At 69.8% G+C, this 25,564-nt stretch carries 27 protein-coding genes and 1 pseudogene; 12 read left to right on the top strand and 16 right to left on the bottom strand.

The window, feature by feature from the left end:
• Positions 1-11: 11 nt before the first annotated feature.
• A protein-coding gene (locus tag ACN26Z_RS20555; protein ID WP_421459667.1) for an IS3 family transposase occupies positions 12-1,258 on the bottom strand; the annotation gives its coding sequence in 2 pieces (ribosomal slippage) (positions 12-976 and positions 976-1,258; 1,248 coding nt in all).
• 48 nt (positions 1,259-1,306) lie between these two features.
• Between ACN26Z_RS20555 and ACN26Z_RS20550 the strand changes: the two are divergent.
• Positions 1,307-1,786, top strand: a pseudogene (locus ACN26Z_RS20550) (dihydrofolate reductase family protein); the annotation flags it as partial.
• A 125-nt stretch (positions 1,787-1,911) separates the two neighbouring features.
• Positions 1,912-2,556, top strand: a complete 645-nt coding sequence (locus tag ACN26Z_RS20545; protein ID WP_282237868.1) for an alpha/beta fold hydrolase — start codon at positions 1,912-1,914, stop codon at positions 2,554-2,556.
• 210 nt (positions 2,557-2,766) lie between these two features.
• Here the strand turns inward: ACN26Z_RS20545 and ACN26Z_RS20540 are convergent, their stop codons facing one another.
• The gene (locus ACN26Z_RS20540) at positions 2,767-3,810 is read right to left on the bottom strand and encodes an alpha/beta fold hydrolase (protein WP_421462903.1); all 1,044 of its coding nucleotides are present in this window, start codon (positions 3,808-3,810) and stop codon (positions 2,767-2,769) included.
• On the opposite strand from ACN26Z_RS20540, the gene ACN26Z_RS20535 reads away from it, so the two are divergent.
• From ACN26Z_RS20535 to ACN26Z_RS20515, 5 genes are all read left to right on the top strand, one after another.
• The gene (locus tag ACN26Z_RS20535) at positions 3,715-4,716 is read left to right on the top strand and encodes a helix-turn-helix transcriptional regulator (protein ID WP_421462902.1); all 1,002 of its coding nucleotides are present in this window, start codon (positions 3,715-3,717) and stop codon (positions 4,714-4,716) included. The genes ACN26Z_RS20540 and ACN26Z_RS20535 overlap by 96 nt on opposite strands.
• Positions 4,717-4,785: 69 nt before the next feature.
• Positions 4,786-5,244, top strand: coding sequence for an FGGY-family carbohydrate kinase (locus tag ACN26Z_RS20530; protein ID WP_421462900.1), 459 nt, complete (start codon positions 4,786-4,788; stop codon positions 5,242-5,244).
• Between the two features lies 1 nt (position 5,245).
• Positions 5,246-6,019 (top strand): (Fe-S)-binding protein, encoded by a 774-nt coding sequence (locus ACN26Z_RS20525; protein WP_282237871.1) that lies wholly within the window; start codon positions 5,246-5,248, stop codon positions 6,017-6,019.
• 17 nt (positions 6,020-6,036) lie between these two features.
• A complete protein-coding gene (locus ACN26Z_RS20520; RefSeq protein ID WP_421464682.1) occupies positions 6,037-7,446 on the top strand; it encodes a LutB/LldF family L-lactate oxidation iron-sulfur protein in 1,410 nt (469 codons plus the stop codon).
• Positions 7,443-8,072: a LutC/YkgG family protein gene (locus ACN26Z_RS20515; RefSeq protein WP_421462898.1), complete on the top strand. Its 630-nt coding sequence runs from the start codon at positions 7,443-7,445 to the stop codon at positions 8,070-8,072. The genes ACN26Z_RS20520 and ACN26Z_RS20515 overlap by 4 nt, the downstream gene beginning before the upstream one ends.
• Before the next feature lie 507 nt (positions 8,073-8,579).
• On the opposite strand, the gene ACN26Z_RS20510 is transcribed toward ACN26Z_RS20515, so the two are convergent.
• Entirely contained in the window at positions 8,580-9,704 is a 1,125-nt protein-coding gene (locus ACN26Z_RS20510) for an FAD-dependent oxidoreductase (protein WP_421462896.1), read from the bottom strand.
• A 58-nt stretch (positions 9,705-9,762) separates the two neighbouring features.
• Between ACN26Z_RS20510 and ACN26Z_RS20505 the strand changes: the two genes are divergently transcribed.
• The 3 genes from ACN26Z_RS20505 (at position 9,763) to ACN26Z_RS20495 (ending at position 11,651) form a co-directional block, all read left to right on the top strand.
• Entirely contained in the window at positions 9,763-10,368 is a 606-nt protein-coding gene (locus tag ACN26Z_RS20505) for a TetR/AcrR family transcriptional regulator (protein WP_282237874.1), read from the top strand.
• Between the two features lie 429 nt (positions 10,369-10,797).
• Positions 10,798-11,223 (top strand): hypothetical protein, encoded by a 426-nt coding sequence (locus ACN26Z_RS20500; protein ID WP_421464745.1) that lies wholly within the window; start codon positions 10,798-10,800, stop codon positions 11,221-11,223.
• Positions 11,211-11,651: a DUF6223 family protein gene (locus ACN26Z_RS20495; RefSeq protein ID WP_282240775.1), complete on the top strand. Its 441-nt coding sequence runs from the start codon at positions 11,211-11,213 to the stop codon at positions 11,649-11,651. The genes ACN26Z_RS20500 and ACN26Z_RS20495 overlap by 13 nt, the downstream gene beginning before the upstream one ends.
• Before the next feature lie 189 nt (positions 11,652-11,840).
• Here the strand turns inward: ACN26Z_RS20495 and ACN26Z_RS20490 are convergent, their stop codons facing one another.
• The 8 genes from ACN26Z_RS20490 to ACN26Z_RS20455 form a co-directional block, all read right to left on the bottom strand.
• Positions 11,841-12,602, bottom strand: a complete 762-nt coding sequence (locus ACN26Z_RS20490) for a S1 family peptidase (protein WP_170863636.1) — start codon at positions 12,600-12,602, stop codon at positions 11,841-11,843.
• 152 nt (positions 12,603-12,754) lie between these two features.
• On the bottom strand, positions 12,755-13,216 hold the full coding sequence (locus tag ACN26Z_RS20485; RefSeq protein ID WP_282237877.1) for a hypothetical protein: 462 nt from the start codon (positions 13,214-13,216) through the stop codon (positions 12,755-12,757).
• 224 nt (positions 13,217-13,440) lie between these two features.
• Positions 13,441-13,635: a DNA-binding protein gene (locus tag ACN26Z_RS20480; protein WP_093411060.1), complete on the bottom strand. Its 195-nt coding sequence runs from the start codon at positions 13,633-13,635 to the stop codon at positions 13,441-13,443.
• Positions 13,636-13,727: 92 nt separating this feature from the next.
• On the bottom strand, positions 13,728-14,750 hold the full coding sequence (locus ACN26Z_RS20475) for a methyltransferase (RefSeq protein WP_421462893.1): 1,023 nt from the start codon (positions 14,748-14,750) through the stop codon (positions 13,728-13,730).
• Positions 14,747-15,910 carry an aminotransferase class V-fold PLP-dependent enzyme gene (locus ACN26Z_RS20470; protein WP_421462891.1) on the bottom strand — a complete coding sequence of 388 codons (1,164 nt, stop codon included), beginning with the start codon at positions 15,908-15,910 and terminating at the stop codon, positions 14,747-14,749. Before ACN26Z_RS20470 ends, ACN26Z_RS20475 begins: the two co-directional genes overlap by 4 nt.
• Positions 15,907-17,172 carry a tryptophan 2,3-dioxygenase family protein gene (locus tag ACN26Z_RS20465; protein WP_421462889.1) on the bottom strand — a complete coding sequence of 422 codons (1,266 nt, stop codon included), beginning with the start codon at positions 17,170-17,172 and terminating at the stop codon, positions 15,907-15,909. Before ACN26Z_RS20465 ends, ACN26Z_RS20470 begins: the two co-directional genes overlap by 4 nt.
• 86 nt (positions 17,173-17,258) lie before the next feature.
• A complete protein-coding gene (locus ACN26Z_RS20460) occupies positions 17,259-17,945 on the bottom strand; it encodes a tryptophan 2,3-dioxygenase family protein (RefSeq protein WP_421462887.1) in 687 nt (228 codons plus the stop codon).
• A 375-nt stretch (positions 17,946-18,320) separates the two neighbouring features.
• On the bottom strand, positions 18,321-19,175 hold the full coding sequence (locus ACN26Z_RS20455) for a DUF6745 domain-containing protein (RefSeq protein WP_421462885.1): 855 nt from the start codon (positions 19,173-19,175) through the stop codon (positions 18,321-18,323).
• Between the two features lie 168 nt (positions 19,176-19,343).
• On the opposite strand from ACN26Z_RS20455, the gene ACN26Z_RS20450 reads away from it, so the two are divergent.
• Positions 19,344-19,631 carry a DUF2277 domain-containing protein gene (locus ACN26Z_RS20450; RefSeq protein WP_421462883.1) on the top strand — a complete coding sequence of 96 codons (288 nt, stop codon included), beginning with the start codon at positions 19,344-19,346 and terminating at the stop codon, positions 19,629-19,631.
• A gap of 99 nt (positions 19,632-19,730) precedes the next feature.
• Here ACN26Z_RS20450 and ACN26Z_RS20445 read toward each other — a convergent pair whose 3' ends face one another.
• On the bottom strand, positions 19,731-20,618 hold the full coding sequence (locus ACN26Z_RS20445; RefSeq protein WP_421462881.1) for a LysR family transcriptional regulator: 888 nt from the start codon (positions 20,616-20,618) through the stop codon (positions 19,731-19,733).
• A gap of 85 nt (positions 20,619-20,703) precedes the next feature.
• Here ACN26Z_RS20445 and ACN26Z_RS20440 point away from each other — a divergent pair, with 85 nt between their 5' ends.
• On the top strand, positions 20,704-22,017 hold the full coding sequence (locus tag ACN26Z_RS20440; protein ID WP_421462880.1) for an aspartate aminotransferase family protein: 1,314 nt from the start codon (positions 20,704-20,706) through the stop codon (positions 22,015-22,017).
• A gap of 70 nt (positions 22,018-22,087) precedes the next feature.
• On the opposite strand, the gene ACN26Z_RS20435 is transcribed toward ACN26Z_RS20440, so the two are convergent.
• From ACN26Z_RS20435 to ACN26Z_RS20420, 4 genes are read right to left on the bottom strand one after another with little or no spacing between them, the layout of a single operon-like run.
• Positions 22,088-22,744: a response regulator gene (locus ACN26Z_RS20435; protein WP_421462878.1), complete on the bottom strand. Its 657-nt coding sequence runs from the start codon at positions 22,742-22,744 to the stop codon at positions 22,088-22,090.
• Entirely contained in the window at positions 22,741-23,895 is a 1,155-nt protein-coding gene (locus ACN26Z_RS20430) for a sensor histidine kinase (protein ID WP_421462876.1), read from the bottom strand. Before ACN26Z_RS20430 ends, ACN26Z_RS20435 begins: the two co-directional genes overlap by 4 nt.
• Before the next feature lie 23 nt (positions 23,896-23,918).
• On the bottom strand, positions 23,919-24,668 hold the full coding sequence (locus ACN26Z_RS20425; protein ID WP_421462874.1) for an ABC transporter permease: 750 nt from the start codon (positions 24,666-24,668) through the stop codon (positions 23,919-23,921).
• A complete protein-coding gene (locus ACN26Z_RS20420) occupies positions 24,665-25,561 on the bottom strand; it encodes an ABC transporter ATP-binding protein (RefSeq protein ID WP_282237890.1) in 897 nt (298 codons plus the stop codon). Before ACN26Z_RS20420 ends, ACN26Z_RS20425 begins: the two co-directional genes overlap by 4 nt.
• Between the last annotated feature and the right edge of the window lie 3 nt (positions 25,562-25,564).

Genomic DNA, 25,564 nt, shown 5'->3' with positions numbered 1-25,564 from the left:
CTGTGGAGACCTCAGCTGTTGGCTCCAACCATCTCGCGGGGCTGGGGTTGAGCGTAGAACGCCGATTCGTGTTCGGCGGGTGGGACGTGCCCGATGGCTGAGTGCAGGCGCTGGTTGTTGTACCAGTCGACCCACTCGGCGGTGGCCAGTTCGATCTGAGCGAGGCTGCGCCACGGACCTCGGGGTTTGATCAGCTCGGTCTTGTAGAGGCCGATGGTGGACTCCATCAGGGCGTTGTCCAGGGCGTCACCGACGCTGCCGATCGAGGCGTCGATACCGGCGTCGAGCAGGTGGGTGGTGAACCGGAACGACGTGTACTGACTGCCCGCATCGCTGTGGTGTACCAGGCCCGCCCCGACGGTTTGGCCGGCGCGGTCTCGGCGCCATAGCCCCATGTCGAGGGCTGCCAGGACCAGCGGGGTGCGTTTGGTCGTCGCGGCGGACCAGCCGACGATCGCCCTGGAGTAGACGTCGACGACGAACGCGACGTAGACGACGCCGGACCAGGCGGCGACGTGGGTGAAGTCCGCGACCCAGCACCGGTTCGGGCGGGCGGCGGTGAAGTCCCTGTTGAGCAGATCGGCGGCCCGTTCATGCCCGGGGTCAGCGACCGTCGTGCGGATCTTCTTGCCCCTCACGACACCAACCAGGCCGGCGTCACGCATCAACCGCTCGACCGTGCACCGGGCCGCCGGGTGACCACGGCGGTGCAGCTCGTGCCAGATCTTACGGGCTCCGTAGACGCCGTAGTTCGCCGAGTGGATCTCGCGGACCAGTTCCCTCAGCTGCGTATCGCGGACCTGTCGCTTCGACGGCGGACGCTTCTTCGCCGCCCAGTAGCCACTCGGGGTGATCTGCAACCCGTGCTGGCGCAGCACGCGACAGATCGGCTCGACTCCGCCGAAGCGGTCCCGATGCTTGTCGACGAAGGTCACGAGCGTGTCGTAGGCCGGTCGAGCTCGGCCGCGAAGAAAGCCGACGCGGCCTTCAAGATCTCATTCGCCCGACGCAGCTCGGCGTTCTCCCGCCGCAGCCGCTTCAGCTCCGCCGACTCCTCCGACGTGACCCCGGGCCGCTGCCCCTGGTCGACCTGCGCCTGGCGGACCCACTTGCGCAACGTCTCGGCCGTGCCGATCCCGAGCCGGGCCGCCACCGCCGTGATCGCCGCCCAGTCCGACTCGTAGTTCGGCCGCACCTCCACGACCATCCGCACCGCGCGCTCACGCAGCTCCTGCGGATACGGCTTCGTTCCTGCCATCTCTCGATCCTTCCCAAGCGGGGAAGTCTCTACAAGATCCGGGGCGGTTCACATGCCCTTTTTACCCGTCTCATGGATGAGGCCGGCGCGATGCTGTGGGGCCGGGTCACCTACGAGATGATGGAGAGCTACTGGCCTGCCGTCGCCCGCGGCGACGTGGAGGCGCCGCCGGCCTTGCGTGAGTGGGCGGTCAAGCTGGAGGCCAAACCGAAGTACGTGGTGTCGTCGACGCGCCAGGACTTCCCGTGGACCAACAGCCACCACATCGCCGGCGATCTACGCGAGGGCGTGCAGAAGCTCAAGGACACGACCCCGGCGGGGGTCCTCCTCTGCAGCGGCAAGCTCGCGACCGAGCTCGACCGGCTGGACCTGATCGACGAGTACAAACTGCTCGTCCATCCCAGGATCGCCGGCCACGGTCCGACGCTGTACCAGGGCGGGCTTCCCGGCACGCGTCGGCTCGAGCTGCTCTCGGCGGATTCGCTGCGCAACGGTGCGGTGGCCATGCACTATCGCCGCGCCAGCTGAATCACAGCAGTCCGGTCGCCGCCAGCGCGGTGCCATGCTGCCGGGTGAGGCCTTCGGTGGCCGACCTGGTGTGGAGAACCGGGCAGTGCGGCTGGCTGTCGTACCCGTGTGTGAGGCTTCGGGGCATGGCGACTTTCGTTCTGATCCACGGCGGCGGGGGCAGCGCCTGGGACTGGCATCTGCTGGCCCCTGAGCTGTCCGGAGCGGGCCACGACGTGGTGGCGCCGGAGCTGCCGATCGAGGACAGGTCTGCGGGTTTCGCCGAGTTCTGCGAAACGGTCGTCAGCGCGATCGGTGACCGCAGTGACCTTGTGGTCGTCGGGCACTCGTATGGGGCTTTCACGGCTCCACTGATTGCCGACAAGCTGCCGGTGCAGCTGATCGTGCTGCTCACGCCGATGGTCCCGCTGCCGGGTGAGCGGCCCGGGGACTGGTGGGACAACACCGGTTACCGCGGCACGGAAGGGCTCAGCGAGGAGCAGCAGTTCTACAACGGCGTACCGGCCGAGATCGTCGCTGAGGCTGCGGCGCACGGCCGGGACCAGGTCAGCGCGGAGTGGAACGAGCCATGGCCCCTGGACGCCTGGCCGGCCGTGCCGACGAAGGTGCTCATCGCCCGTGAGGACCGGTTCTTCCCGGCGGATTTCCAACGTCGGGTGGCCGCCGACCGGCTCGGCGTGACTCCGGACGAGATTGACGGTTGTCACGCTTTGGCGCTCAGTCATCCGAGGCAACTCGCCGACCGGCTGACCGCGTACCTGCGGCACTGACGCCTACCGTGTGCGGGCCGGGAGGCTGTGCACCGGTGTCGCCGAGGAGGTTGAAGGTCCGTGGTGGCGTGAGACGGATCGCTCAGGCAAGGGGCGGCGCATCGTGCGGGTTGGTGGCGTCGGGCCACCAACCCGCAGCGCAGGGGCATGATCAGTGACTACAATCCGCAATCCCTCAGCGGACCGTGAAGCGGATCTCCTGCTGCGGTGCTAGACGGCATCCCGCTGGTCCAGCCACTTGAGAATTGCCTGGTTCGTCTCTTCCGGCTTCTCCTGCTGAATCCAGTGACCGCAATCCAGACTGATCACTTCCACGTTCGGCACGAATTCCGTCAGCCTTTCAGACCTCGCGACCGGGTCGCGGTCACCGTAGATCATGAGGGTGGGCTGTTGGATGATCGGGTTCACGTCGGCGAGCAGACGCCAGTTGCGGTCCAGGTTCCGATACCAATTCAGACCGCCCGTGAAACCTGTTGATTCGAAGGCGGAGACGAAGACGGCCAGCTCGTCGTCGCTCATGATGGGATCACCGAGTGGGGTTTCCATTCTGGCGAGGTTGATCCACACGTTGCCCGGCTGCGGCTCTGTGAGGGGCACGTTCTTCCGGTACAGGTTCCGAAGGAACTGGAACGTGTTCTCCTCGAACACGGCGTCCGCGACGCCCGGCTGTCGGTTGAAGTGGACGAAGTAGAAGTCGCTACCGAGCACATCCTCCATGAACTCGATCCAGGGCCTGTCCCCGCGCTCGAGGTACGGCAGGCTCAGGTTGATCACCTTGTTGACGCGGTTCGGGTGCAACAGGGTCAGGCCCCAGACGACGGCCGCACCCCAGTCATGACCAACGAAGGTGGCATCGTCGTATCCGTAGTGATCGAGCAGTGCGACGAGGTCGCCCGACAGGTGTGCGATGTCGTAGTCGGTGACGTCGGCCGGGCGGGACGAGTCGCCGTAGCCGCGCTGATTCGGGACGATGACGTGGTAGCCCGCTGCGGCTAGGGCGGGCATCTGGTGACGCCAGGAGAAGGCGTGCTCCGGCCAGCCGTGACAGAGCACGATGGGGTTCCCCGCGTTCTGCCGGCCGGCTTCGAAGACTTCGAGCTCTACACCGTTGACCGGAACGCGGGTCGGCTCGGGGAATTCGGTTGTCATGCCGGGATCATGCCGACCGATACCGGTCACCTCCTGACCGGTTTTCGTGGAAGTGTTGTCGAGGTGCGAGCCGACCGGTTGATGGCCATCCTCCTGCTGCTGCAACAGCGCGAGCAGGTGACCGCAGCGGAGGTCGCCCGGGAGTTGGAGATCTCCGAGCGCACCGCCCGCCGCGACCTCGACGCGCTGGGTATGGCCGGAGTCCCGGTGTACTCCATTCAGGGTCGAGGCGGCGGCTGGCGCCTCGTGGGCGGTGCCCGCACCGACCTGTCCGGATTGACGGCGAGTGAGGCCCGCGCCCTTTTCCTGGTCGCTGGCCCGGCCTCGGCTGCGACGCCGGCCGTGAAAGCGGCGCTGCGCAAGCTTGTCCAAGCCCTGCCGGAACCTTTCCGGGCGCAGGCCGAGGCGGCAGCGTCGTCGCTCGTGATGGACCCGCAGCGATGGGGGGCGAGCCGGGGAGAGCCGCGACCGCCCCGTTTCCTCGACGCGCTCCAGGACGCGGTGATCCGCGGGGTTCAGGTCCGGCTCGGCTACGTCGATCGCGAAGGGACCGAAACCGAGCGAACCGTGCACCCGCTGGGCATCGTCGCCAAGGGCCCCTCGTGGTACCTCCTCGCCAACACCGAGGCCGGACGGCGGACCTTCCGGATCGACCGCGTCTCGTCCGCCGATCCGACCTGCGATCCCGTACACCGGCCCGAGGACTTCGATCTCGCCGAGAGTTGGCGCGCGATCGCCGACGAGGTCGACCGCAAACGAACGCCCCTCGAAGCCCGGGCGGTGTGCGCGCCCCGGGGGATAGGCGTGCTCCGGATAGGATTCGGGGGCCGGCTCGAGGTGGGAGGCGCCACGACCGACGGCCGCATCGAGGTCGTGATCCGCGGCAACGACGAACGCACACTCGCTGGCGAGCTTGCCGGGTTGGTCGAATGGATCGAGGTGACCGGCCCTCCGGGTGTGCGCGACCACCTGGCCTCGATCGGCACTACGCTCGTCGAGCGATACGGCTGAGACCGGCAGCCCTGGGGAACCAGGACCTGAGCGACCTGTTGGCCGCCGCCGAAACCGGCATTCCGCAGCGTGGTCGACAGCGACGCGCCGACGTTCCTGCCCCCGGGCGACACCCCGGCCCGGATCACCGAGGCGTGCCGGCTCGCCGGGCAGCCGGTACCGCAGTCGCCGGCCGCCGTCGTCCGCTGCGTCCTTGGCAGCCTGGCCCTGGCCCACCGCCGGGCGGTGCGTCAGGTGCAGGACCTCTCCGGCCGGCAGGTCGACGCGGTGCACATCGTCGGCGGGGGAGCGCGCAACGCCCTGCGCTGCCAGCTCACCGCGGACGCGTGCGGGCTACCGGTGCTGGCCGGGCCGGTGGAGGCCACCGCGATCGGCAACCTGCTGGTCCAGGCACGAGCGGCCGGCGTGGTCGGTGGTGACCTTGCTGCGTTGCGGCGGCTGGTGCGGCAGACTCAGCGGATCGTGCGCTACGAGCCGGGCGACGGGTCCGGGACGGCGCGGGCAGCCGAGCGGCGGGTGGGGGTGTGAGGTGCGGATCGCTTTGTTCGTGACGTGTCTGGCGGACACCCTGTTTCCGGAGGCGGCGAAGGCGACGGTGCGGTTGTTGGAGCGGTTGGGGCATGAGGTGGTGTTCCCGCCGGGGCAGACGTGTTGTGGGCAGATGCACGTGAACACCGGCTATCAGGAGCAGGCGGTGCCGTTGGTGCGGCGGCACGTGCGGACCTTCGACCCGTTCGACGTGATCGTCGCGCCGTCAGGGTCGTGTGTCGGGTCGGTACGGCATCAGCACACGATGGTGGCGCGGCGGGCCGGTGATGTCCGGTTGGCGGCGCGGGCGGAGTCGGTGGCAGCGCGGACGTTCGAGTTGTCGGAGCTGTTGGTTGATGTGCTCGGGGTGACTGATGTGGGGGCGTTCTTCCCGCATCGGGTGACGTACCACCCGACGTGTCATTCGCTGCGGATGTTGCGGGTGGCCGATCGGCCGGTGCGGTTGCTGCGGGCGGTGCGGGGGCTGGATCTGGTGGAGTTGCCGGCGGCCGAGCAGTGTTGCGGGTTCGGTGGCACGTTCGCGGTGAAGAACGCGGACACCTCGACGGCGATGTTGGCGGACAAGCTGCGGCACGTTGTCTCCACCGGTGCGGAGGTCTGCACGGCCGGGGACGCGTCGTGCCTGATGCACATCGGTGGCGGGCTGTCGCGGTCGGGTGGCGGGGTGCGTGCGATGCACCTCGCCGAGATCCTGGCCTCGACCGAACAGGACGAGAGCCCCGGCGAGCGGGATGAACTGGTGGTGCGGTCGTGAGGCGGACGTTCCTCGGCATGCCGGCGACCGCCCCGGCGGGTGTCGGGCACCTGCGGGGTGAGGAGCCGTTCCCGGCTGCCGCCCGGCGGGCGCTGGCGGACACGCAGTTGCGCCGTAATCTCGGGCACGCGACCGCGACGATCCGGGCGAAGTCGGCTGGTGTGATCGGTGAGGTGCCGGACTGGGAGCAGCTACGGGCGGCCGGTAGCGCGATCAAGGCCGACGTGCTGGCCCGGTTGCCGGAGCTGTTGGAGCAGCTGGAAGCAGCGGTGACGGCGGCCGGGGGAGTGGTGCACTGGGCCGCCGACGCCAACGAGGCGAACGCGATAGTCGTCGACCTGGTGCGCGCCACCGGCGGTGACCGGGTGATCAAGGTCAAGTCGATGGCGACGCAGGAGATCGGCCTCAACGAGGCCCTTGAAGCGGCCGGGATCGCGCCGGTGGAGACCGATCTGGCCGAGCTGATCGTGCAGCTCGGCGAGGACCGGCCGAGTCACATCCTGGTGCCGGCGATTCACCGTAACCGGGCCGAGATCCGGGAGATCTTCCTGCGGGCGATGCCGGGGGTGGATCCGGAGTTGACCGACGAACCGGCGGTGCTCGCGGCGGCGGCGCGTCGGTTTCTGCGGCAGACGTTCCTGTCCACGTCGGTGGCGGTGTCCGGGGCGAACTTCGCGGTGGCGGAGACCGGCACCCTGGCGGTGGTGGAGTCCGAGGGCAACGGTCGGATGTGTCTGACCCTGCCGGAGACGCTGATCACGGTGATGGGTGTGGAGAAGGTGGTGCCGACCTGGCGGGACCTGGAGGTGTTCCTGCAACTGCTGCCCCGGGCCTCGACCGGGGAGCGGATGAACCCGTACACCTCGATGTGGACCGGGGTCACCCCGGGTGACGGGCCGCAGGCGTTTCATCTGGTGCTGCTGGACAACGGTCGCAGCGCGGTGCTCGCCGACGAGGTGGGCCGGCAGGCGCTGCACTGCATCCGCTGCTCGGCGTGTCTGAACGTGTGCCCGGTGTACGAGCGCACGGGTGGGCACGCGTACGGGTCGGTGTATCCGGGTCCGATCGGTGCGGTGCTGTCCCCGCAGCTGACCGGGGTGGCCGACAACGCGTCGCTGCCGTACGCGTCGTCGCTCTGCGGAGCCTGCTACGACGCCTGCCCCGTGAAGATCAACATTCCGGAGCTGCTGGTGCACCTGCGCGGCCAGGCGCCACATCCGCGCGGTGAGTCGGCCGCGATGGCCGCCGCCGCGTACGCCATGGACCACCCGGCGCTGTACGCGGCGGCGCAGCGCGCGACGCGGCTGAGCCGGCTGGCCGGCCGGCGTGGTCGGGGCCTGCCACCGCCGTTGTCCGGCTGGACCGCCAGCCGTGACCTGCCCGAGGCACCGGCGCAAACCTTCCGGCAGTGGTGGGCGCAGCGGTGAACGCGCGGGAGACTATCCTCGCCCGGCTGCGGGCCGCCCTCGACCCCACCGCCCCCGACCGGGCCGCTCCCAACCCGGCCGCGCCGGCGCCTGTGGAGGTGCCGCGCGACTACCGGCGGGACGGCCCGGTCGACCTCGACCTGCTGGTCGACCGGCTGACCGACTACCGCGCTCACGTACACCAGGTCGCTGAGCCGGCCATCGCCGACACCATCGCCGGCATCCTCCCGGTCGGCGCGATCGTCGTGGTACCACCGGGGCTGCCGTTGGCCTGGCTGCCCGCGACCGTTACCGCCCTGGCCGACGAGGGTCTCGACACCACCGCGATCGCCGCCGCCGACGGCGTGATCACCGCCGCCGCCGTCGCCATCGCCGACACCGGCACCGTCGTGCTGGACGGCTCACCCGACCAGGGACGCCGCGTCCTCAGCCTCCTACCCGACCTGCACATCTGCGTGGTCCGCGCTGCCCAGGTCGTCGCCAACGTGCCGCAGGCACTCACCCGGCTCGCCCCGCACCGACCACTGACCTGGATCAGCGGCCCGTCAGCCACCAGCGACATCGAACTCAACCGCGTCGAGGGCGTCCACGGCCCCCGCACCCTGCACGTCATCCTGCTGCCCTGAGTTCACCCGGCATCGGCTGACCACCGGCGACGGCATCCCGCCGACCCCAAACGGGGGCGGCGGGGGGTATCCGTTAACCACCGGCGAAACTGCCCGATGTGGCCGGACGCTGACGCCCACCCTGACACGACGCCCGGGCGGGGAGGTGAGCGCTCACCGCGACGGGGTCGATGAGTTGATGGAGGTGTCCGCCGGGAACCTCTGCGACGCTCCAGCCCCGGGTGCGTGCCTCTTGCGCCATGCGGTCGTACGGCGGCCGGCGGTCGGGGAACAGCGGCGCGACGGTGTCCTCGTCCCACCAGTTCGTCCATTGCGGCAGCCGGCCCTCCGTCGCGATCGACCGCAGGTAGGTCAGGCGTTCGGGTGACGCGGTAGGCGTGGGCCCGTACCGCGAGGGCAGACTGGCATCGACGAACACCCGACGACCGGACGGTCGGCAGCCGGTACGACAGTTGGCACCAGAAGACCGGCGTTGCTATGAGCAACCTGCGCCGCACGACCGCAGTGTCAGACCGTCTCGTCGTCGAGAACGCTGCTGACGCCGCGAAGCTGCGCAACGTAAGCCTTACCGACCAGCCTCGGCGGAATGATCCGGGTCAGCACGCGTACCGGTGGGGGAACGGGTTTGTTGGTTCGTTCGCGCACGGCTCGCCGCGAGACCTTGCGCACGCGGCGGGCTCGCAGCATCTCGTAGCGGCGCAGCGTTCGCGGTACGTCGGCGGGGGCGACGCGCAGCGCGCGGCTGAGCAGCCAGGCGTCTTCGAGTGCCTGGTTGGCGCCCTGCGCCTGGGTGGGCGGGAAGGCGTGCGCGGCGTCGCCGAGCAGGGTCGCCGCACCACGACCCCACTGGTCCGGAACCTGATGGGTGACGTGCCGGAACGGCTCCAGGTCCTCTTCGCGGATATTCCCAAGCAGTTGTTCGACGAGCGCGCCGTAACCGGTGAACCGGTTGGCGAGGGCGGCGACGGGCGAGCCCTCCAGCGGCTGGTGGACGTCGAACCACCACATGAGAAGCCCGTCGCCCGAGGGCAGGAGGCCGACCAGACCAGCAGGGCCTACGACACAGACACCCGTGGTGCCGGTGGCCAACTCGGGCAGGACCGGCGACAGGCCCTGCCAGGTGGTCCACTCGTTCGCGGTGGCGGGCGTCGGGTCGAGGACCGCGCGGCGCACGGTGGAGCGGTGCCCGTCCGCCCCCACAACGACGTCGGCCTCGTGGCGGTCACCGGTGGCGTCGATCGCGGTCACACCGTCGGGGCGGACCTCGACGTCAACGACCTTTCGGGAGAACTCCACCGACACCCCCTGCGCGAGGTGCTCGATCAGGGCGTACCGCGGTACCGAGGTCACCGGGAAGCCGGTGCGCTGGGCGAGGACCGTCAGGTCGGCGCTGACTATGGTGCGGCCGTCGGCGGTGCCGAACCGCAGCGTGTCGAGACGGCCGCCGAAGCCGTCGAGTGGCGCGCCGAGCCCCGCCAGCGCCGCCGCACCGTTGCTGAAGATGGTGACCGCCGCGCCCCCCGTCCGCAGCTGCGGGGCCTGTTCGAAGACGCGTACGCGATGCCCCGAGGTCGCGAGCCCGCGGGCGAGGGCGAGCCCGCCGACGCCGGCCCCGGCGATCAAGATGTGCACAGAACCCTCCCCGTTCACTACGGCCGTTGTACTACGGATGCTGTCATATGATGGTCGGGTGCCGCCACCGAACGAACGACGCCGGGCGCAGCTCGCGGATGCCGCCATCGATCTGCTCGTGGAGTCGGGCATCCACGGCGTCACACACCGGGCCGTCGACCGGCGGGCCGGGCTGCCAGCCGGAACCGCGTCGAACTACTTCCGGAGCCGGGAAGCTCTGCTGGTGGCGACCGCCCGCCGGATCGTCGAGCAGCACCAGGCCGACATGGCCGAGGCGAGCCGACCTGACGCTGCGGCCGTACCGGGCAAGGGAGACAGCGTCGAGCTCGCCATCGACCTGATCTCGGGCTCGCTGATGCTGGCCGCGGGCCCGCACCGCGCGCGGTACCTGGCCGTCTTCGAGCTACGCCTGGAGAGCCTGCGGCAACCGGCGCTCGCTGCGGTGATCGACGAATTGACGGCGGCGATGGCGGCATTCACGGGCGGGTACCACGCCGAGCTCGGACTGCGGATTCCCCCGGCTGCGATCCCGCCGATGCTCGTGATGTACGCAGGCGCGCTCTTCGCGTTGGTCACCGGGCCCGCGGAGGCCGTGACACCGGCGGCCGTACGACCGCTCGCGGCCGCGATCGTGCGAGGCGGAATCGCGGCGGCGCAGGCGTAACCGTGCCGCGGAGGCCACCGCCAGGGTGGCCGCGCCGTGCGGTCTCCTAGCGGTGCGCTCGGCTTCGTCCGCCCACCGCTCGGCCTGCCGCAGCCGAATCCTGGACCGTCCGTGACTCATGCGCGCATCTTCTCCGGACGTCGCCCGGGCGACTCCTGCCCGCGGATGAGCGGCCGCCTACCGCGCCGGCGGTACTTGCGCGGCGCCTGCCGCGTCTGCGGCAGCCGGTTACGTCCTCGGCCGCAGCGCGAAGTGCATCCATCTGCGGGACGACCAGCGGTGCGTCCGGCGACATGATCGGGCGGCAGCCAGCCATCGAGGAGAAGATGATGACAACCGAGGCTTCCCCGTACGGACGGAGCTCTGGCGGGGCTGGCCCGCTTCTGTCAACGACGTCGCCGCCTGATCCTGCTGGCCTGGACCGTCGGCGTGATCGCCGTGGGGTTCATCGGCTTCGGCTTCACCACCTCCCTGCTCGGCCCCGACGTCGCGGTCAAGCAGGGCGGGCTCGGCATGGCCGTTGCCGTGCTCATCGACGCCACCATCGTGCGGATGGTGCTCGTCCCCGCGGTGATTGAGCTGTGCGGCAAAGCCAACTGGTGGATGCCCGGGCACCGAAGCCGACCCTGCCCGTGCCGACCAGGCTCGCGGACGAGGCCAGCGTCTGACCCTTTCCAGCACCTGCAGCGCCGCGCAGCCGTACGTCACATGCGGCGGCACGAACTCTCGCCGCCGCGCGACGACCGGGCGGTGCGACCCGAAGACATCGCACTTGCTGAACGAGATGCACGAGAAGGAGAAGGCACATGGGTTCATCGAGAGTCTCGATGCCAGTCCGACGGATGCTTACGGTGACCGCAGCCGTCCTGGTCGGAGGCATCACCCTCGCCGTACTGCTCGGAGCGACCGGGCTCGGCGGACCGGCGGCCGCCGACGGACCGGGAGCCGCCATCGACGCCTACGAACTGACCACCGGGCGATTCGTGTCCCTCGTGGGCGCGCTTGCGGCGCTGGCCGGCGTGGTCATCGGCGGACTGGCTCTGAGCCGCCCCAGTAGTCGCATCGGCACCCGCCGCGGGCGGCTCGGAGCCACAATCGCGCTGATGGCAGGGCTGGTCGGCATGGCCCTCGGCGGATATGTGGTGGCCGCCGCCAAGGGTGGTCCCGGCACCGGCTACGGAATAGTCGGTGGCGTCATGGCCCTGGTGGTGGGGCTGATCGCCGTGGCCCTTGGCGGACTGGCCCTGGCCCGCTACCGCCGGACCGGCCGGCTGAGCAGCTGACCGGGCGTGCTGAGGAGTCCCCCTGCTCGTATCAGACGGGCAGGGGGACGCCGGCAACAGCGACAACCAGCGTTGTACTCGCCGAGACCAGTTCACCGGACAAGGCCGTAGCCGGCGACCGTCGTCGGGTTCGAGGCGATCCAGCAGAGGATTGCCGTGTCCGGTTGGGCTACCACTGCCGGGTGGTGATCAGCTGGAGCTTGTGAGCAGTTGGTCGGCGGCGCGCTGGATGCTCTGGCTGAAGTAGGCGACGTCGGTGTAGTTGGGGGTCGGCTCCTCGCCGATGTCCCAGTCACAGTCCGAACCGGCGCTCACGATGCCGACCTGCTCCCAGACGCCGTGGGGAAGCCGGTGCAGAGCTGGCCCGCCGGAGTCGCCGGGGCAGTGGCTCTTCTGGTCCACCGACTTCGCGCAGATCGTCGACCTCGGGTACTCAGGGTGCTCATCCCACCAGGGGTCGTCGAAGCACTGCTCGTCCGGCAGGAACGGCAGCTTCACCTTGTGGAGGAAGCGTTCCTGGGGGCCGCCTGACTTCTTCGTGCCCCAGCCGGTCACGGTAAGCGTCCGTAGCTGTCGGGGCTCGGTGGCCAGCCGCAGGATGGGCAGGTCGAGCGGCCGTTCCAGCTTGATCACCGCCCAGTCCGGTCCATCCCACCACTCGGTTCCGCCGATGTGAGCGGTGGATCTGGTCATCGTCCGGCGTGGGTTCTTGAGGTCGACGGTGCCGGAGACGACCGTCAGGCTGTCGGCTGGCTGCTCATCGACGCAATGCTGGGCGGTGAGCACCAGCTGCGGGTGAATAAGGGTCCCGCCGCAACCCACCGGCAGAAGCCGGACCATCCACGGGAACTCACCGGGCGCGGCCCGTTCACCGCCGCTGATTGCCGCGGCCGGAGCCGCCGTTACCAGCACGGCGGCCGATGCCACCACGGCGATCAGGAGTCGTTTCAAGCGCATCTGACACCCTTCGATGGACTACCGGTACGGAGGTAGAACGGCGCCAGCGGGCGTTTTTGTTGCAACCCGAGGGAGATCCGACGGCCGGCACCACCCCTGTACGCCGTGCGGAGCGTCGCGGCGGTGGGGCTGTGGTGTTCGGGGGTTCAGTCGGACGGGGTTGTTTCGGGTACTTGAAGGGCTCGCCCGCACACTGCCACCCAGTTGGCTTCGACGGCGACGTGGTCGACGGTGTTGGCCAGGTATCTGATGGGAGCGTTGGGCTTGAGCGGCAGGAGCGCGTCGAGGATGTCCATGTAGAGCGACTCCCGCAGGATCTCGGCGAGCAGTCCTGGCAGTCTCGTGGGCATGTCGGACAGCGGTGGGCAGCCGGCAGCGACGAGAGCCTCGATCTCGGGCCAGTCGTCGCTGCCGTTACGGACATCGGCCAGTCCGTCGTTGAAGAAGGTGTCGTAGACCGGTTGGAACACCGTGACGAGGTGCTGGATCGGCACGTGCAGGCAGTACGGTGCCACCGACCAGCCTGGAACATCCTGGCCGAACTGCATCGGCCCTCGGCGGACGAGCTCACCGGCTGCGACGGGAGTATCGGCAACAAGGGCGAACACGGCAGCCAGTATGCCTCCCTCGGTGCGGGATGCCCTACCCGCTTATGAGAAGGCCAAAAGTGGCATCGGGCTGTGCCGGATGCTGCTGAACGCATCCTCGTGCAGGTCGAGGAGGATGCGAGGCTCGTGCGCCGCGACGCTGATTACCGGACGGGTCTCCGCAGTCACTGAGCGCCAACGCCGCCGGTCGCGTAGGTATGAGGTGCCGCTGAGTCGGGCCAGCGTCAGCTCAGCCTCAGATTGTGCTGTTCGAGGGCGGCCTCGATGGTGTCCAGTGCTTTGGGTCCCATGCCGTGCAATCTGGCCAGGTCTGCGCGCGGCACGCCCGCGAGCTGGCGTAGGGCGGTGTAGCCGGCGGCGTTCAGCGCCCGCGTCGCGGGTGCGCTGATCTTCGGCAAGGTGTCAAGGGACGAATCCATCGCTCGATGCTAGACCGCCGACACCCGATGAAGACCTGTGACGCTCTCCTTGAGCAAAAGATCAGGTGGAGAAGGGGCCAGATGGGACAGGATCATCGGGTCGGTTTGTACGCGACGACGAGCTCCCAGGTGCCGGGCAGCACCGCCACGTGGTGGAAGCCGGTCTCCGTGAGCAGGGTGGTGTAGAAGTCCACCTCGCGTAGGCGGCTGACGCTGCTGTCGACGCCGATCAGGAAGTAGCTCCAGAAGAACTGCATGGCGAGCCGGTCGGGGGTGCGGAACTCCTCGCAGATCAGGATCAGCCCGCCGGGCTGCAACGCCGCGTACGCCTGGCGGACCAGGTCGCGGGCGACCGCGTTTGGCCAGTCGTGCAGAACCCGGACGAAGGACAGCGCGTCGTAGCCGCGCGGTAGGGGTTCGGCGAAGAAGTCGCCGCCGACGAAGCCGAGCCGTTCCGGGTGACCGCGGTCGTCGCGGGTGGCCGCCACCAGTGGTTCCACCGCCGGCAGGTTGTACACGTCGGCCCGCAGGTGCGTAGCGGCGTCGAGGATGTGTGCGGCGAGTGTCCCGTCACCGCCGCCGACGTCGAGCAGGCGGTGCCGGTCCGACCAGAGTCGAGGTGAGTGCCGGCGTATCGTCTCGATCGCCGGTCCCAGCCCGAGGGCCATGCTGCGTTCGAAATCCGCGGTCTGCTCGGCGGTCTTCGGTGGCCAGGCGAAGCCGTCGTCGATGCTGACCTCGCCGCGTAGGCTCTCGGCCAGCCGGCCGTGCAGCTGCCGCCACGGGTAGCGGTCCCGGTCCCGTTCGGTGGCGCCCGGCCCGACGACCGCGTTAACCGCGTCGCGTAGCCCTGGCACGGCTCGGTAGCTGGTCGCGCCGATGTCGTCGCCGGGCTCGTCGCGGATGACGAAGCCGAGGCTCTCGATGCAGTCGAGGAATTTGTACAGCCGTAGTGGGAGCACCCCGAACCGGGTGGCCAGCGCGTCGAGGCGGACGGGTCCGGCCTCCAGCGCGTCGAGCAGCCCCAGGTCGAGTGCCGTGTGCAGGACGTCCATGGCCTTGGGGCCGTTGACGAGCAGGCTCATCAATGCCCGGGGCGAGAGGGTGACGGTCACCGGTGCAGCTCCTCTTTCAGCGCATCCATGAACAGGTCGATCTCGTCTAGGGTGTTGTAGACGTGCGGGCCGACCCGCAGATAGCCGCGCCAGCTGCAGATCACGTCACGGGCGGCCAGCCGCCGCTTGACGGCCTCGCCGTCGGGGATGTCCAGGCACACCACCCCGCCTCGCCGGGCGATGCTGGTGGGGCTGACCACGACGATGCCGGCGGCGTCGACCCGGTCCAGCAGCCGTTGGGTGAGCGCCAGCGAATGCCGCCGGATGGCGTCGATACCGACACCGAGCAGCAGGTCCAGACCGATCTGGGAGATCAAAGAGGTGAGCGGGTAGGGGGTGCCGCCGGCGAAACGACGGATACCGGTCGCCCAGCCCGGTGACGGTCGGAAGGTCAGCGCGCGGTCGCCGGCCTGCCAGCCGGTGGCGGCCGGAGTCAGCAGTGGCACCAGGTCCGGCCGGACGTAGAGGAATCCGGTGCCGACACCGCACAACCACTTGTGGGAACCGCCGATGACCACGTCGACGCCGAGCGCGGTGACGTCCAACGGCATCACCCCGACGCTCTGGAAGGCGTCCACCACCACCAGCGCGCCGACCTGGTGGGCGCGGGCGACCAGGCGGGACAGGTCCGTAGTGGCGCCGGAGGTGAAGCTGGCGTGCGGCACGCACACCAGCAGCGTCCGCTCGTCGATCCGGGCCTCCAGCGCGTCCTGGTCCAGGTGGGGACCGCCGGTGCCGACCACGTCGAGCTGCGCGCCATATCGGGCGTACGCCCGGAAGATGAACGGCACCGTCGGATAGTCGAGATCCGTGATGACGACGCGGTTGCGGGGCGAGCGGTAGTCGAAACAGGACGCCACCCGGGCCAGGAAGGTGCTCAGATTCGCATCGGTGATCACGCTGCCCGGCGGCGCGCCGATCAGCGCGGCCACCGAGTCGGCGTACCGGTCGAGGCCGACGTGCCAGTCCTGCCAGACGTCGTCGCGCCAGGTGCGCAGCGTCTCCCAGTAGTCGTGCAGCACCCGCTCACCGCCCCGGGGCACCGCGCCGGTGGAGTTGCTGTTGAGGTAGACGCAGGTGTGCACCAGCGGGAACTCGGCGCGCAGGGCGGCGTGCGTGCCGGCGTCGAGGCATCGGGGACTGTGCTCGGGCTGGCTCATGCGCAGCGCCTTCCAGTCGGGCCGGCCGCCGGCGGATCGGTGGTCATGGGGGTGAAGACCGGTGCTGCGCTGTTCGCCGCGAGGTACGGCGTGCCCTCGGTGTAGCCGGTGCCGGTCTGGGCGCCGAGCATCCACACCGCCACGCGGAGATGGGTCCGGCGCCACTGCGACAGGGCACCGGCGAACGCAGCCATCCGCCGCGCCACCAGGGCGCCGTCGGCGCCGGTGAGCCGGCCCTCAGACACCGCCGACCGGTACGCCTGGTCGACCGTCGGCTGGCCGACGCGTACCCGGGCCTGTATCTCCGGTACCGACTGGTAGGCCACCGAGTCCAGCCGATCCGCCTGCGGGGTGCGACACAGCGATTCGATGAGCTTGTACGAGCGGGACTGGATCGCGCTGGCGCCCTCGGTGTACTGCCGGAAGGTACGGAACGACTCGGGCTGCATGGTGGCCAGGAGGGAGAAGAGTGGAGCCGCGGCGCGCAGCAGGTCGCCTGCGTACCCGAGCCGGTCGGCGGCGGTGCCCGGTGTGTGCCCGGCCAATGCGGCGACCGCCGCGCGAAGTTCGTCGGCGACCCCGGCGAAGAGGCACTCGTAACCCTGGAGTACCCGGATGAACAGGTACTCGTCGTGCGTCACGTGGACCGGCAACATGGTCAGCCGCAGCAGCGGATCCCCGGGGAACGTCAGGTCCCGGGCGATGGTGTGCAGGTTGGCCGCGGTCGTGGTCGGGGCGTCGCTCCCGATCGCCTCGGTCATGCCGAGACGGGCCAGCGCGGGTGCGGCGGCTCGGACACCGAGTCGGCAGCGTTTGACGACCACCGCTGGCCCGGGTCTCTGCAACGGAAGTAGCCCGGTCGTGCGCGCGTCGGCGGCCAACTCGAACGCCAGTGCGTCGGCGACCAGGCGGACGAGGAGCCGGTCCCGGCTCTGCCGCCGGGCAGCGGCCTGCGCGCCCGGGGTCGGATCGTTTGTTCCGCAGGGCAGCCGGAGCAGCCGCAGGGCGAGGTAGCTGCGGTAGTCGTAGCGGCCGTCCCACTTGTCGAGTGCGACGTCCAGGAAGGCGGTCAGCTGACGGGCCGCGGCGTCGCCGGTGCCGGAGACCGGGCGGGTCACCGCCTGCCGGGCGCTGTCGAGCAGGGCGAGGAAACTCTTTTCCGCGAAATGTTTGCCGCTGCGGTGAAACTCCTTCAGCACTGGGGAGTAGGGAAAGCGGCGCGGTTCGGTCGGGCGCGACAACCAGTGAATCAATGGACGCACGTGCCACCCCTCGAAGTTGACGAGACGAACCTCACTGACGGTCGCCGGAAATGCCGGCGATCGCAGCTGCGTATGGTTCAGCCGGGCTATTCGTCAGTGGTGGGGCGCAGTCGCGCCTGCCACAACTCGGGAAAGAATCGGTGTCCGGCGAGTCTTGCCAGCATGTTCGCTGGGCTGCCGGGGGCACCGGCCGGGGGATGGCCGCCAATTCGCAGGGCCACCTGGTAGTGGCGGACCCGCCACACCGACACCCGTTCATCCCATTCCACCATCGCCTCGGCGAGCCGGTGCAGCGGATCCGACGGATCCGCCGGGCACAGGTCGGCCGCCTCGACACCGTGGGCGGCAAGCTGCTCGCCGAACGCGCGGCCGAGCTGTCGGCTGGCGCCCTGGATCTGCCGCCAACCGGGTGACTCCGCACCAGAACCGTTGCCGAGGGCGGGCTGCATCGCCTGAAAGTCCACTGGGGACAAATATCGCAGCATCTCCAGTTGGTCGGTGATCAAGCGGACCGCGAGCGTCGCCCGGGCCAGCAGCGCCTCCGCGGCCGGTAGCTGACCGGCAGCCACCTGGGTGGTCGCCTCCGCCAGCTCCGCCGCAGCCAGTTTCAGCCACAACTCGGTCGACTGATGCACCACCTGAAAAAGCAGCTCGTCGCGATGTATGACCTCGTCCGGCGTACGTTGGAGACCGAGCAAAGTATCTGTCCGCATGTAGCGTGCATAGTCCGTAGCGCCGTGACCTGGCAGAACAGGTGAATGGTCGTGCTTCACGGAATAGGCCCTCCGTTTGGCGCTGACGCCGGATCAAAAATACGCTGGCGGACATCATTCCAACGACGGACACCGATGCGCTACCCCTTGGTCTCGATGAATCTGGAAACGTGTCGAGGAGCTTGCCGGTTTCCCCCGTGTCTTCCGCATATTTGGGCAGGCCACTGCGGACAGCGTTGTCGTTGGCCGTGATGGGCGCGTCGCCGGCTTCCCGGCCTGAGGTCATCGCCGTCGCCCGTCGGCAGCGGGCCCGAGCGGCTTGGCGGGCGGGGACCGGCTTGTCCTTCCCGGCCCTTCCGCGTTTCGACGTCGTTGGCTGCCGAAACGGCCGCCCGCCAAGCCTCTCTCGTCCTCGTGTCGGTGTTCAGCCGTCGGTCAGCACGGCGGTGGTCGCCAGCCGTCGCGGTACCCGACCCCGTCCGGTCGTAGCCGGACCTCGTCGTACCACGAGCCGGGTACGGGTTCGGTGCGGATCACCGCCGGCCGCTCCACCACGACGCAGACGTCCGGGCCGGGCCACCACCAGCCGCCGGATCGCGCCAGGTCGGTCCAGGTCCGCAGCTGGTCGCTTGCCTCGGCGGTGTACGCGGCCAGTCCGAGCCGGTGCAGGGCGTCGTAGTACCCGACCCAGAATGCGTCCTGCTGGCCGTACCAGCAGACCGGCGTCTGTCGGTCGCCACCGGGCAGCCCTGCGCGGACCGGTTGCGTGAAGCCGGGGATCAGGCTGCGGTGCAGGGCGTTGCGGACGCCTCGGTGCAGCACGACGCCGAGTGGCACCTGCCGGTCGAGAGCATCCTTCGGTGGCAGGTCCGGCCAAGGTTCGCGGGTCCTGCCTCGGCGAACGGGAGACAGTTCGGGGTCGGTGTGCTGGACCCCGTCGCCGAGCGCGGCCCTCAGCCGGGACGCCACGGTGGCTATGTCGCTGGCCGGGGGCGGTGGGCCGGCCGGGGCGGGGTCACGGACCCGTTGGAGGAGCTGGCCGAGGGTGGGCAGTTGCCGGATCAGTGGCAGGGCCGCGGCGGGGGAGTCCACCCAGACGAACCGGGGCTGGTGGCGGCCAGCTCGGGCGTAGATCGCCGTGAGGCACCGTTGCGTGGTGGGTCGGTCGGCGGGTTCGGTGGAGAGGGCGTACCCCAGCCACTCCTGCCGGATCACTTCGGCCTGCCGCCACAGATCGCGGGGGGCCGGGGAGAGGGGCGCGGCATCGTCGTGCCGCGTGGGCGCGGTCAACGCGCCAGGGCGTGTCCGCCCTTCCGGTTGGAGATCATCGCTAGATGATGGCCGGTCTTGCCACGATGCGCAACTGCTCTGAGTGGCCCCGGGGAGACCTCAGGGTGGGCTCGCGTGGTGACCAGCTCGGCATGCTGGCCTGGCGGTTGTGCGTGGCATGGTGGAGGCATGTGCAGGAACATACGCGTGCTCCACAACTTCGAACCGCCGGTGACCGACGATGAGATCGAAGCCGCCGCCCTCCAGTACGTGCGCAAGGTCAGCGGCACGACCCGGCCCTCAGCGGCCAACGAGGAGGCGTTCGGCGAGGCGGTCCGCGCTGTCACGGCGGCCACCCGAACCCTGCTGGACAGCCTTGTGACGAAGGCGCCTCCCCGTGACCGGGCAGCGGAGGCGGCCAAGGCCAAGGCGCGCGCGGCCGAAAGGTACGGGCCTCGAACGATCACCTCGGGATGATCCGACCTGCCGGCCACGCGTTGGTCGGCCCGTTCCTGCTCGAACGGCATTCGGCGGAAGGCGACGTGGCCACTGTGGCGAAGCCCGACACCCCGGCGGTCAGTCACCTGCTCTCAGCGCGCTGAGCACGGCCGTCACCTCGGGTCGTGACGCAGCCGGTCGCCGGACCGCGGTCGTGATGCGCCGGGTCAGCGGCGGGTTCAGCGGCCGGGTCACCACCCGGTACCGCGGGTCAACCGCCAGCTTGGGCAGCATGGTGATCGAACGACCGCTCTCCACGTGCTGGAGCGCCAGCATGTAGTTGTTGAACCGGCAGATCACCACGGGCTCGAAGCCGGCCTCCCGGCACAGCCGGGTGGACAGCTCGGACATGTACGAGCCGGCGACGTCGAACGTCCAGCGCTGCTGCGCGCACGCCTCCAAGGCGACCGACTCGGCGCTGGTCAACGAGTGCTCCGGGGGCAGCACGAGCACGATCGGATCGGTGGCGAGCGGCACCAGGTCGATCTCCGGCGAGAGTTCGGCGCCGGTGAAGTCGGCCGTCGTGATGATGAGGTCGACGTCCCCCCGACGCAGCGCCGGCATGCTCTCGTGCGGCTCCAGTTCCAGCAACACCACGCTCACGTCCGGGTGCCGGGCCGCGAGCCGGGCCAGCGCCGGTTCGGCGAGGGCTTGCACGGCACTCTGGAACGCGGCCACGGTGACCGTGCCGGCCGGTTCGTCGGCGAGGCGGCGCAGCTCCGCATCGGCCCCGTCCATGGCCGCGAGGATCTCCCGAGCCCGGCCGGCGAGCAGTACTCCGGCTGCGGTGAGCCGCACCCGCCGCCCGGTTCGTTCCAGCAGCGCGGTCCGGGTCTCCCGTTCCAGCGTGGCCAACTGCTGGGACACCGCCGACGGGCTAAGGTTGCCGCGCTGTGCGACAGCCCGGACGGTGCCGTAGGTTGCCAGGTCGGCGAGCAGGCGCAGCCGCCACGGATTCAGCGTCATGCCCCCCGACTGTACGGCTCTGCTTAACAGCGACAGCGGAAATGTGCGATGGACGTGCCTTAGCGGGGCTGCCTAGCGTCGGCTCATGGCTGATTCGTTCTGGTCCGACGCCGATCGTCACCTGGTCCGCTACATCGGCGCGGGCAGCTTCGTCCGCGAGATCATCGACCACGCCGAAGGCAGTTTCGTGTTCACCGCCGACGGCCGCCGCCTGCTCGACTTCACGTCCGGGCAGATGAGCGCCATCCTCGGTCACTCCCACCCGGCTGTCGTAGCCACCATCCAGCAACAGGCCGCCACCCTCGACCACCTGTTCAGCGGCATGCTGAGCCGGCCCGTGGTGGAGCTGGCCCGCCGCCTCGCCGGCTCCCTGCCCGCGCCGCTCGAGAAGGTTCTGCTGCTCACCACCGGCGCAGAGTCCAACGAGGCGGCGATCCGGATGGCGAAGCTGGTCACCGGCCGGCACGAGATCATCTCGTTCGCCCGGTCGTGGCACGGGATGACGCAGGCGGCGGCGAGCGCCACCTACAGCTCGGGACGCAGAGGGTACGGGCCTGCGGCGCCCGGCAACGTCGCGATCCCCACGCCGAACGCGTACCGGCCCGACTTCACCCTCCCGGACGGCGAGCTGGACTGGCGGCGTCAGTTGGAGTTCTCGTTCGAGCTGTTCGACGCCCAGTCGGTGGGCAGTCTGGCGGCATGCATCGTTGAGCCGATCCTCAGCTCCGGTGGCGTGATCGACCTGCCGCCGGGATACCTCGCGGCGCTGCGGGACAAGGTGCACGAGCGCGGCGGGCTGCTGATCCTCGACGAGGCGCAGACCGGTCTGTGCCGCACCGGCGAGTGGTACGCGTTCCAGCGGGACGGCGTCGTGCCGGACATCCTGACCCTGTCCAAGACGCTCGGTGCCGGCCTGCCGTTGGCTGCGGTGGTGACCAGCCCGGAGATCGAGCAGACGGCGCACGAGCGCGGTTTCCTCTTCTTCACCACGCACGTCTCGGACCCGCTGGTGGCCGCGGTCGGCAACACGGTCCTGGACGTGCTGGAGGCCGACCGGCTCGACGAACAGGCGGCGCACCTGGGCGCATACCTCCGGAAGGGGTTGCGGGAGATCGGCCAGCGACACCCGGTGGTCGGCGACGTGCGCGGCCGCGGGCTGCTAATCGGGCTCGAACTGGTAAGCGACCGGGAGTCGAAACGACCGGCCGACGCGCTGGGCGCCGCCGTGACCGGGCGGTGCCTGGAGCTGGGACTGCACATGAATGTGGTGCAGTTGCCGGGCATGGGCGGCGTGTTCCGTATCGCGCCGGCGCTCACCTCCACGCACGCCGAGCTGGACCTGGGCCTGGAGATCCTCGACCGGGCGCTCGCTGACGTGGTGCCGCAGTTCACGGCCTAGCGGTCAGAAATCCGGGTGGCCGATGGCATCGTGCCCGCGCCTGGCGAGGAGGCCACTCCACGACGACCGTTCAGGCACGTGGTTCGACCAGGCCGTTGTCGTACGCGAAGATGACGGCCTGGATGCGGTCTCGCGCCCCGATCTTGGCCAGGATGCGCCCGACATGCTTCTTCACGGTGGATTCGGTGAGGGTGAAGCGTTCGGCGATCTCGGTGTTGGTGGCGCCCTGGCCGATCGCTTCGAGGACCTCTCGCTCTCGCTCGCTGAGCGTGGTGAGGCGAGGGTCCGCACGGATGTTCGACGCCGGTTTCTGGAGGTAGGCGTCCATCAGCTTGCGGGTCAGGCTGGGGGCCACCACCGAGTCTCCGCTCGCAACGGCGCGGATGCCGGCGATCAGCTCCTCGGGGCGGGCGTCCTTGAGGAGGAAGCCGCTCGCGCCGGCCCGCAGTCCCGCATACACGTACTCGTCCAGGTCGAATGTGGTCAGGATCAGCACGTGGGTGCGGGAGCCGGCCGCGGTGATGCGGCGGGTGGCTTCGATGCCGTCCATGCCGGGCATGCGCACGTCCATCAGCACCACGTCGGGCCGGGTCTGCTCGACTTTCCGTACTGCCTCGGCGCCGTTGGCGGCCTCGCCCACCACGCTGAAACCGGGTGTGCCGTCGAGCAGCATCTTGAAGCCCATCCGTTGCAGCTGCTGGTCGTCGGCGATCAGGACAGTGGTCATGCAGGCTCCTTGAGGACTACGTCGACGAGCCAGCCGTGCTCGGTCGGGCCGGCGGTCACCACCCCGCTGTACATGGCGGCGCGTTCCCGCATGCCGAGCAGGCCGTGGCTCGGGGCGGCGGGTCTGCCACGGCCGTTGTCGCGTACCCGTACCCGTACCTCTCCATCGGAGGCAGCGAGAGTGACGTCCGCGGTCGCGCCGCTTCCCGCGTGTTTGAGGGTGTTGGTGAGCGCCTCCTGAACGATGCGGTAGACCGCGAGCTGCACGCCTCGGCCGAGGGTGTGCAACTCGCCCGAGGTCGAGTAGGTGACCGGCAGCCCGGCCGCCCGCACGCTCGGCAACAGCCGGTCGAGATCGTCGATGCCCGGCTGCGGGCTCAGTTGCGGATCGTCGTCTCCTTCGCGCAGCACGCCCAGCACCCGGCGTAGCTCGGACAGCGCCTGCCGGCCGGTGTCACCGATCAACCGGAGCGGTTCGGCGGACTGCTCAGCCCGCGAGGTCGCGAGCGCGGCACCGCCGTCGGCCAGGCCCACGATGACCGAGACGTGATGGCCGACGATGTCGTGCATCTCGCGGGCCACCCGGGCCCGCTCCTCGGCGACGGCGAGGCGGGCCCGCTGATCCCGCTCGACCTCCAGGCGGGCGGCGCGGTCCTCGAGAGCGATGAGGTACGCCCGGCGGATGCGCACCGCGATGCCGGACGCGACCGCGGCAACTGAGGTGCCGATCACCAGGAACAGCGTGATGGTGCGGTTCTCCGTGACCGGATTGATCAGATAGATCTGGGCGACCAGCAGCGCGAGGGTGATCCCCGAGGCCCAGGCCAGCGCCCGCCACGAACCTCGGGAGGCCACGCCGAACAGCATCACGAGCAGGATCACTCCGGCGCCGACGCCGACGTCCAGCAGTCCCTCTGTCAAATCGATGGCCGCGGTGACCAGGAACGCCGGGAACGGGTACCGCCGTCGCCAGTACAGCGGCGGTAGCAGGACCAGGGTCGCGATCGTCGCCGAGAGGGGATTCTCGATGATGTTCGGGATGCTGAAGAGCACGATCGGGACGGCCACCAGGGTGTCCATCACCCACGGGCTGCGCCGGTCGAAGGCTCGTAACCGGGCCTGCCGGTCCACCAGCCATCCCTGGGTGCTCATCACCGGATTCTCCCTCTACCCGCTCACGCGTCGGTCGTCTTCAGCCGGTACGCCGTCGCGGCGAGCGTCACGACCACGTACCCGGCGAAGACCGCGAGGCCGGCCCACGGGGCCAGGGCGCCGTCCGATTGCGTCAGCGTCATCACGGCGCTGCCGGCGTTGCTGGGCAGGTACGGGGTGATGGCCTCGGAGATCGAGTCCGGCAGCAGAGCGGCCAGACCGGGCACGATCAGCAGCAGGCCGGCCAGGATCGCGATGGCGCCGGCGCTGGAGCGGACGAGCATGCCGAGCGCGACCCCGAGCACCGCGACCAGGCCGAGATAGAGGCCGGCGCCGAGCAGTGCCCGCAGCACGCCGTCGTCGCCGAGGTCCAGAGCACCGATCTCGGCGTTGAGCACGGCCGACCCCGCCACGAAAGCGGCGAAGGCGCCGGCGGTCATCGTGACGAAGGCGGCCGACCCCGCCACGAGGCTCTTCGACCAGAGCACCGGCAACCGGCGCGGCACCGTGGCGAAAGTCGCCCGGATCATGCCGGTGGTGTATTCGCCGGCGCCCAGCAGCGCGCCGAGCACGCCGACGGACAGCGCGGCCAGGGCACTGCCGGACAGGGCGAGGTCGATCGAGGTCAGGTTGTCGCCCGAGAAGGAAACCGAGGCGATCATGCCGAAGGCGATCAGGAGGAAGACGGATATGCCGGTCGTGATCCAGGTGGAGCGCAGCGAGGAGAACTTGGTCCATTCGGCGGCGACGACGCCACCAGGAGTGATCTTCATCGGGAGGCCTCGTATTCGACAGCGTCGCGGGTCAGGTCCATGAACGCCTCTTCGAGGGAGGCGTTCTGCGGGGTCAGTTCGAACAGCGGGATGCCACGGGATGCCGCGGCCAGCCCGATCACGCGGGCGGAGGCGCCGGCGACGAGCAGTTCCTCCGCACCGGTCGAGGTGACCGTGACACCCGGGCCGGCAATCGTCGTGCGCAGCGCGTCAGGGGCGGGAGTGACGACCCGGACACCCTCGGCCGTCACGAGGTCGGCCACGGTGGTGTCGGCCAGCAGCCTGCCCCGGCCCACGATGACCAGATGGTCCGCGATCAGCGAGACCTCGCTCATCAGGTGCGAGGACAACATCACGGTGCGGCCCTCGGCAGCCAGGCCGGTGAGCAGCTTGCGCACCCAGAGGACACCCTCCGGGTCGAGGCCGTTGACCGGTTCGTCGAGCATCACCACGGCCGGGTCACCGAGCAGGGCGGCGGCGATGCCGAGCCGCTGGCCCATGCCGAGGGAGAAGGCGCCGACCCGCTTGTGGGCGACGGCCGAGAGACCGGCCAGGCCGAGCACCTCATCGACGCGCGAGCGCGGAATGCCGTGCGTACGGGCCAGGGCCAGTAGGTGGCTGACCGCCGTCCGGCCGGGGTGCGCGGCCTTGGCTTCGAGCAGCACGCCGATCTCGCGCAGCGGCGCCTTCGACGACGCGTACGGCTTACCGTTGACCAGCACGTCGCCGGAGCTCGGCGCGTCGAGGCCGACCACCATCCGCATGGTCGTCGACTTGCCAGCCCCGTTGGGGCCGAGGAAGCCGGTGACCTGCCCGGGCTTCGCGGTGAACGACAGGCGGTCGACGACCGTCTTCGTGCCGTACCGCTTGGTTACTTCACGTATCTGAATCATGCC

The organism is Verrucosispora sp. WMMD703 (assembly GCF_049178935.1).
GTDB classification, from domain to species: Bacteria; Actinomycetota; Actinomycetes; order Mycobacteriales; family Micromonosporaceae; genus Micromonospora; species Micromonospora sediminimaris.
The sequence above is the reverse complement of the archived record's forward strand: the minus strand, read 5'-3'. Positions and strand labels throughout refer to the sequence as shown.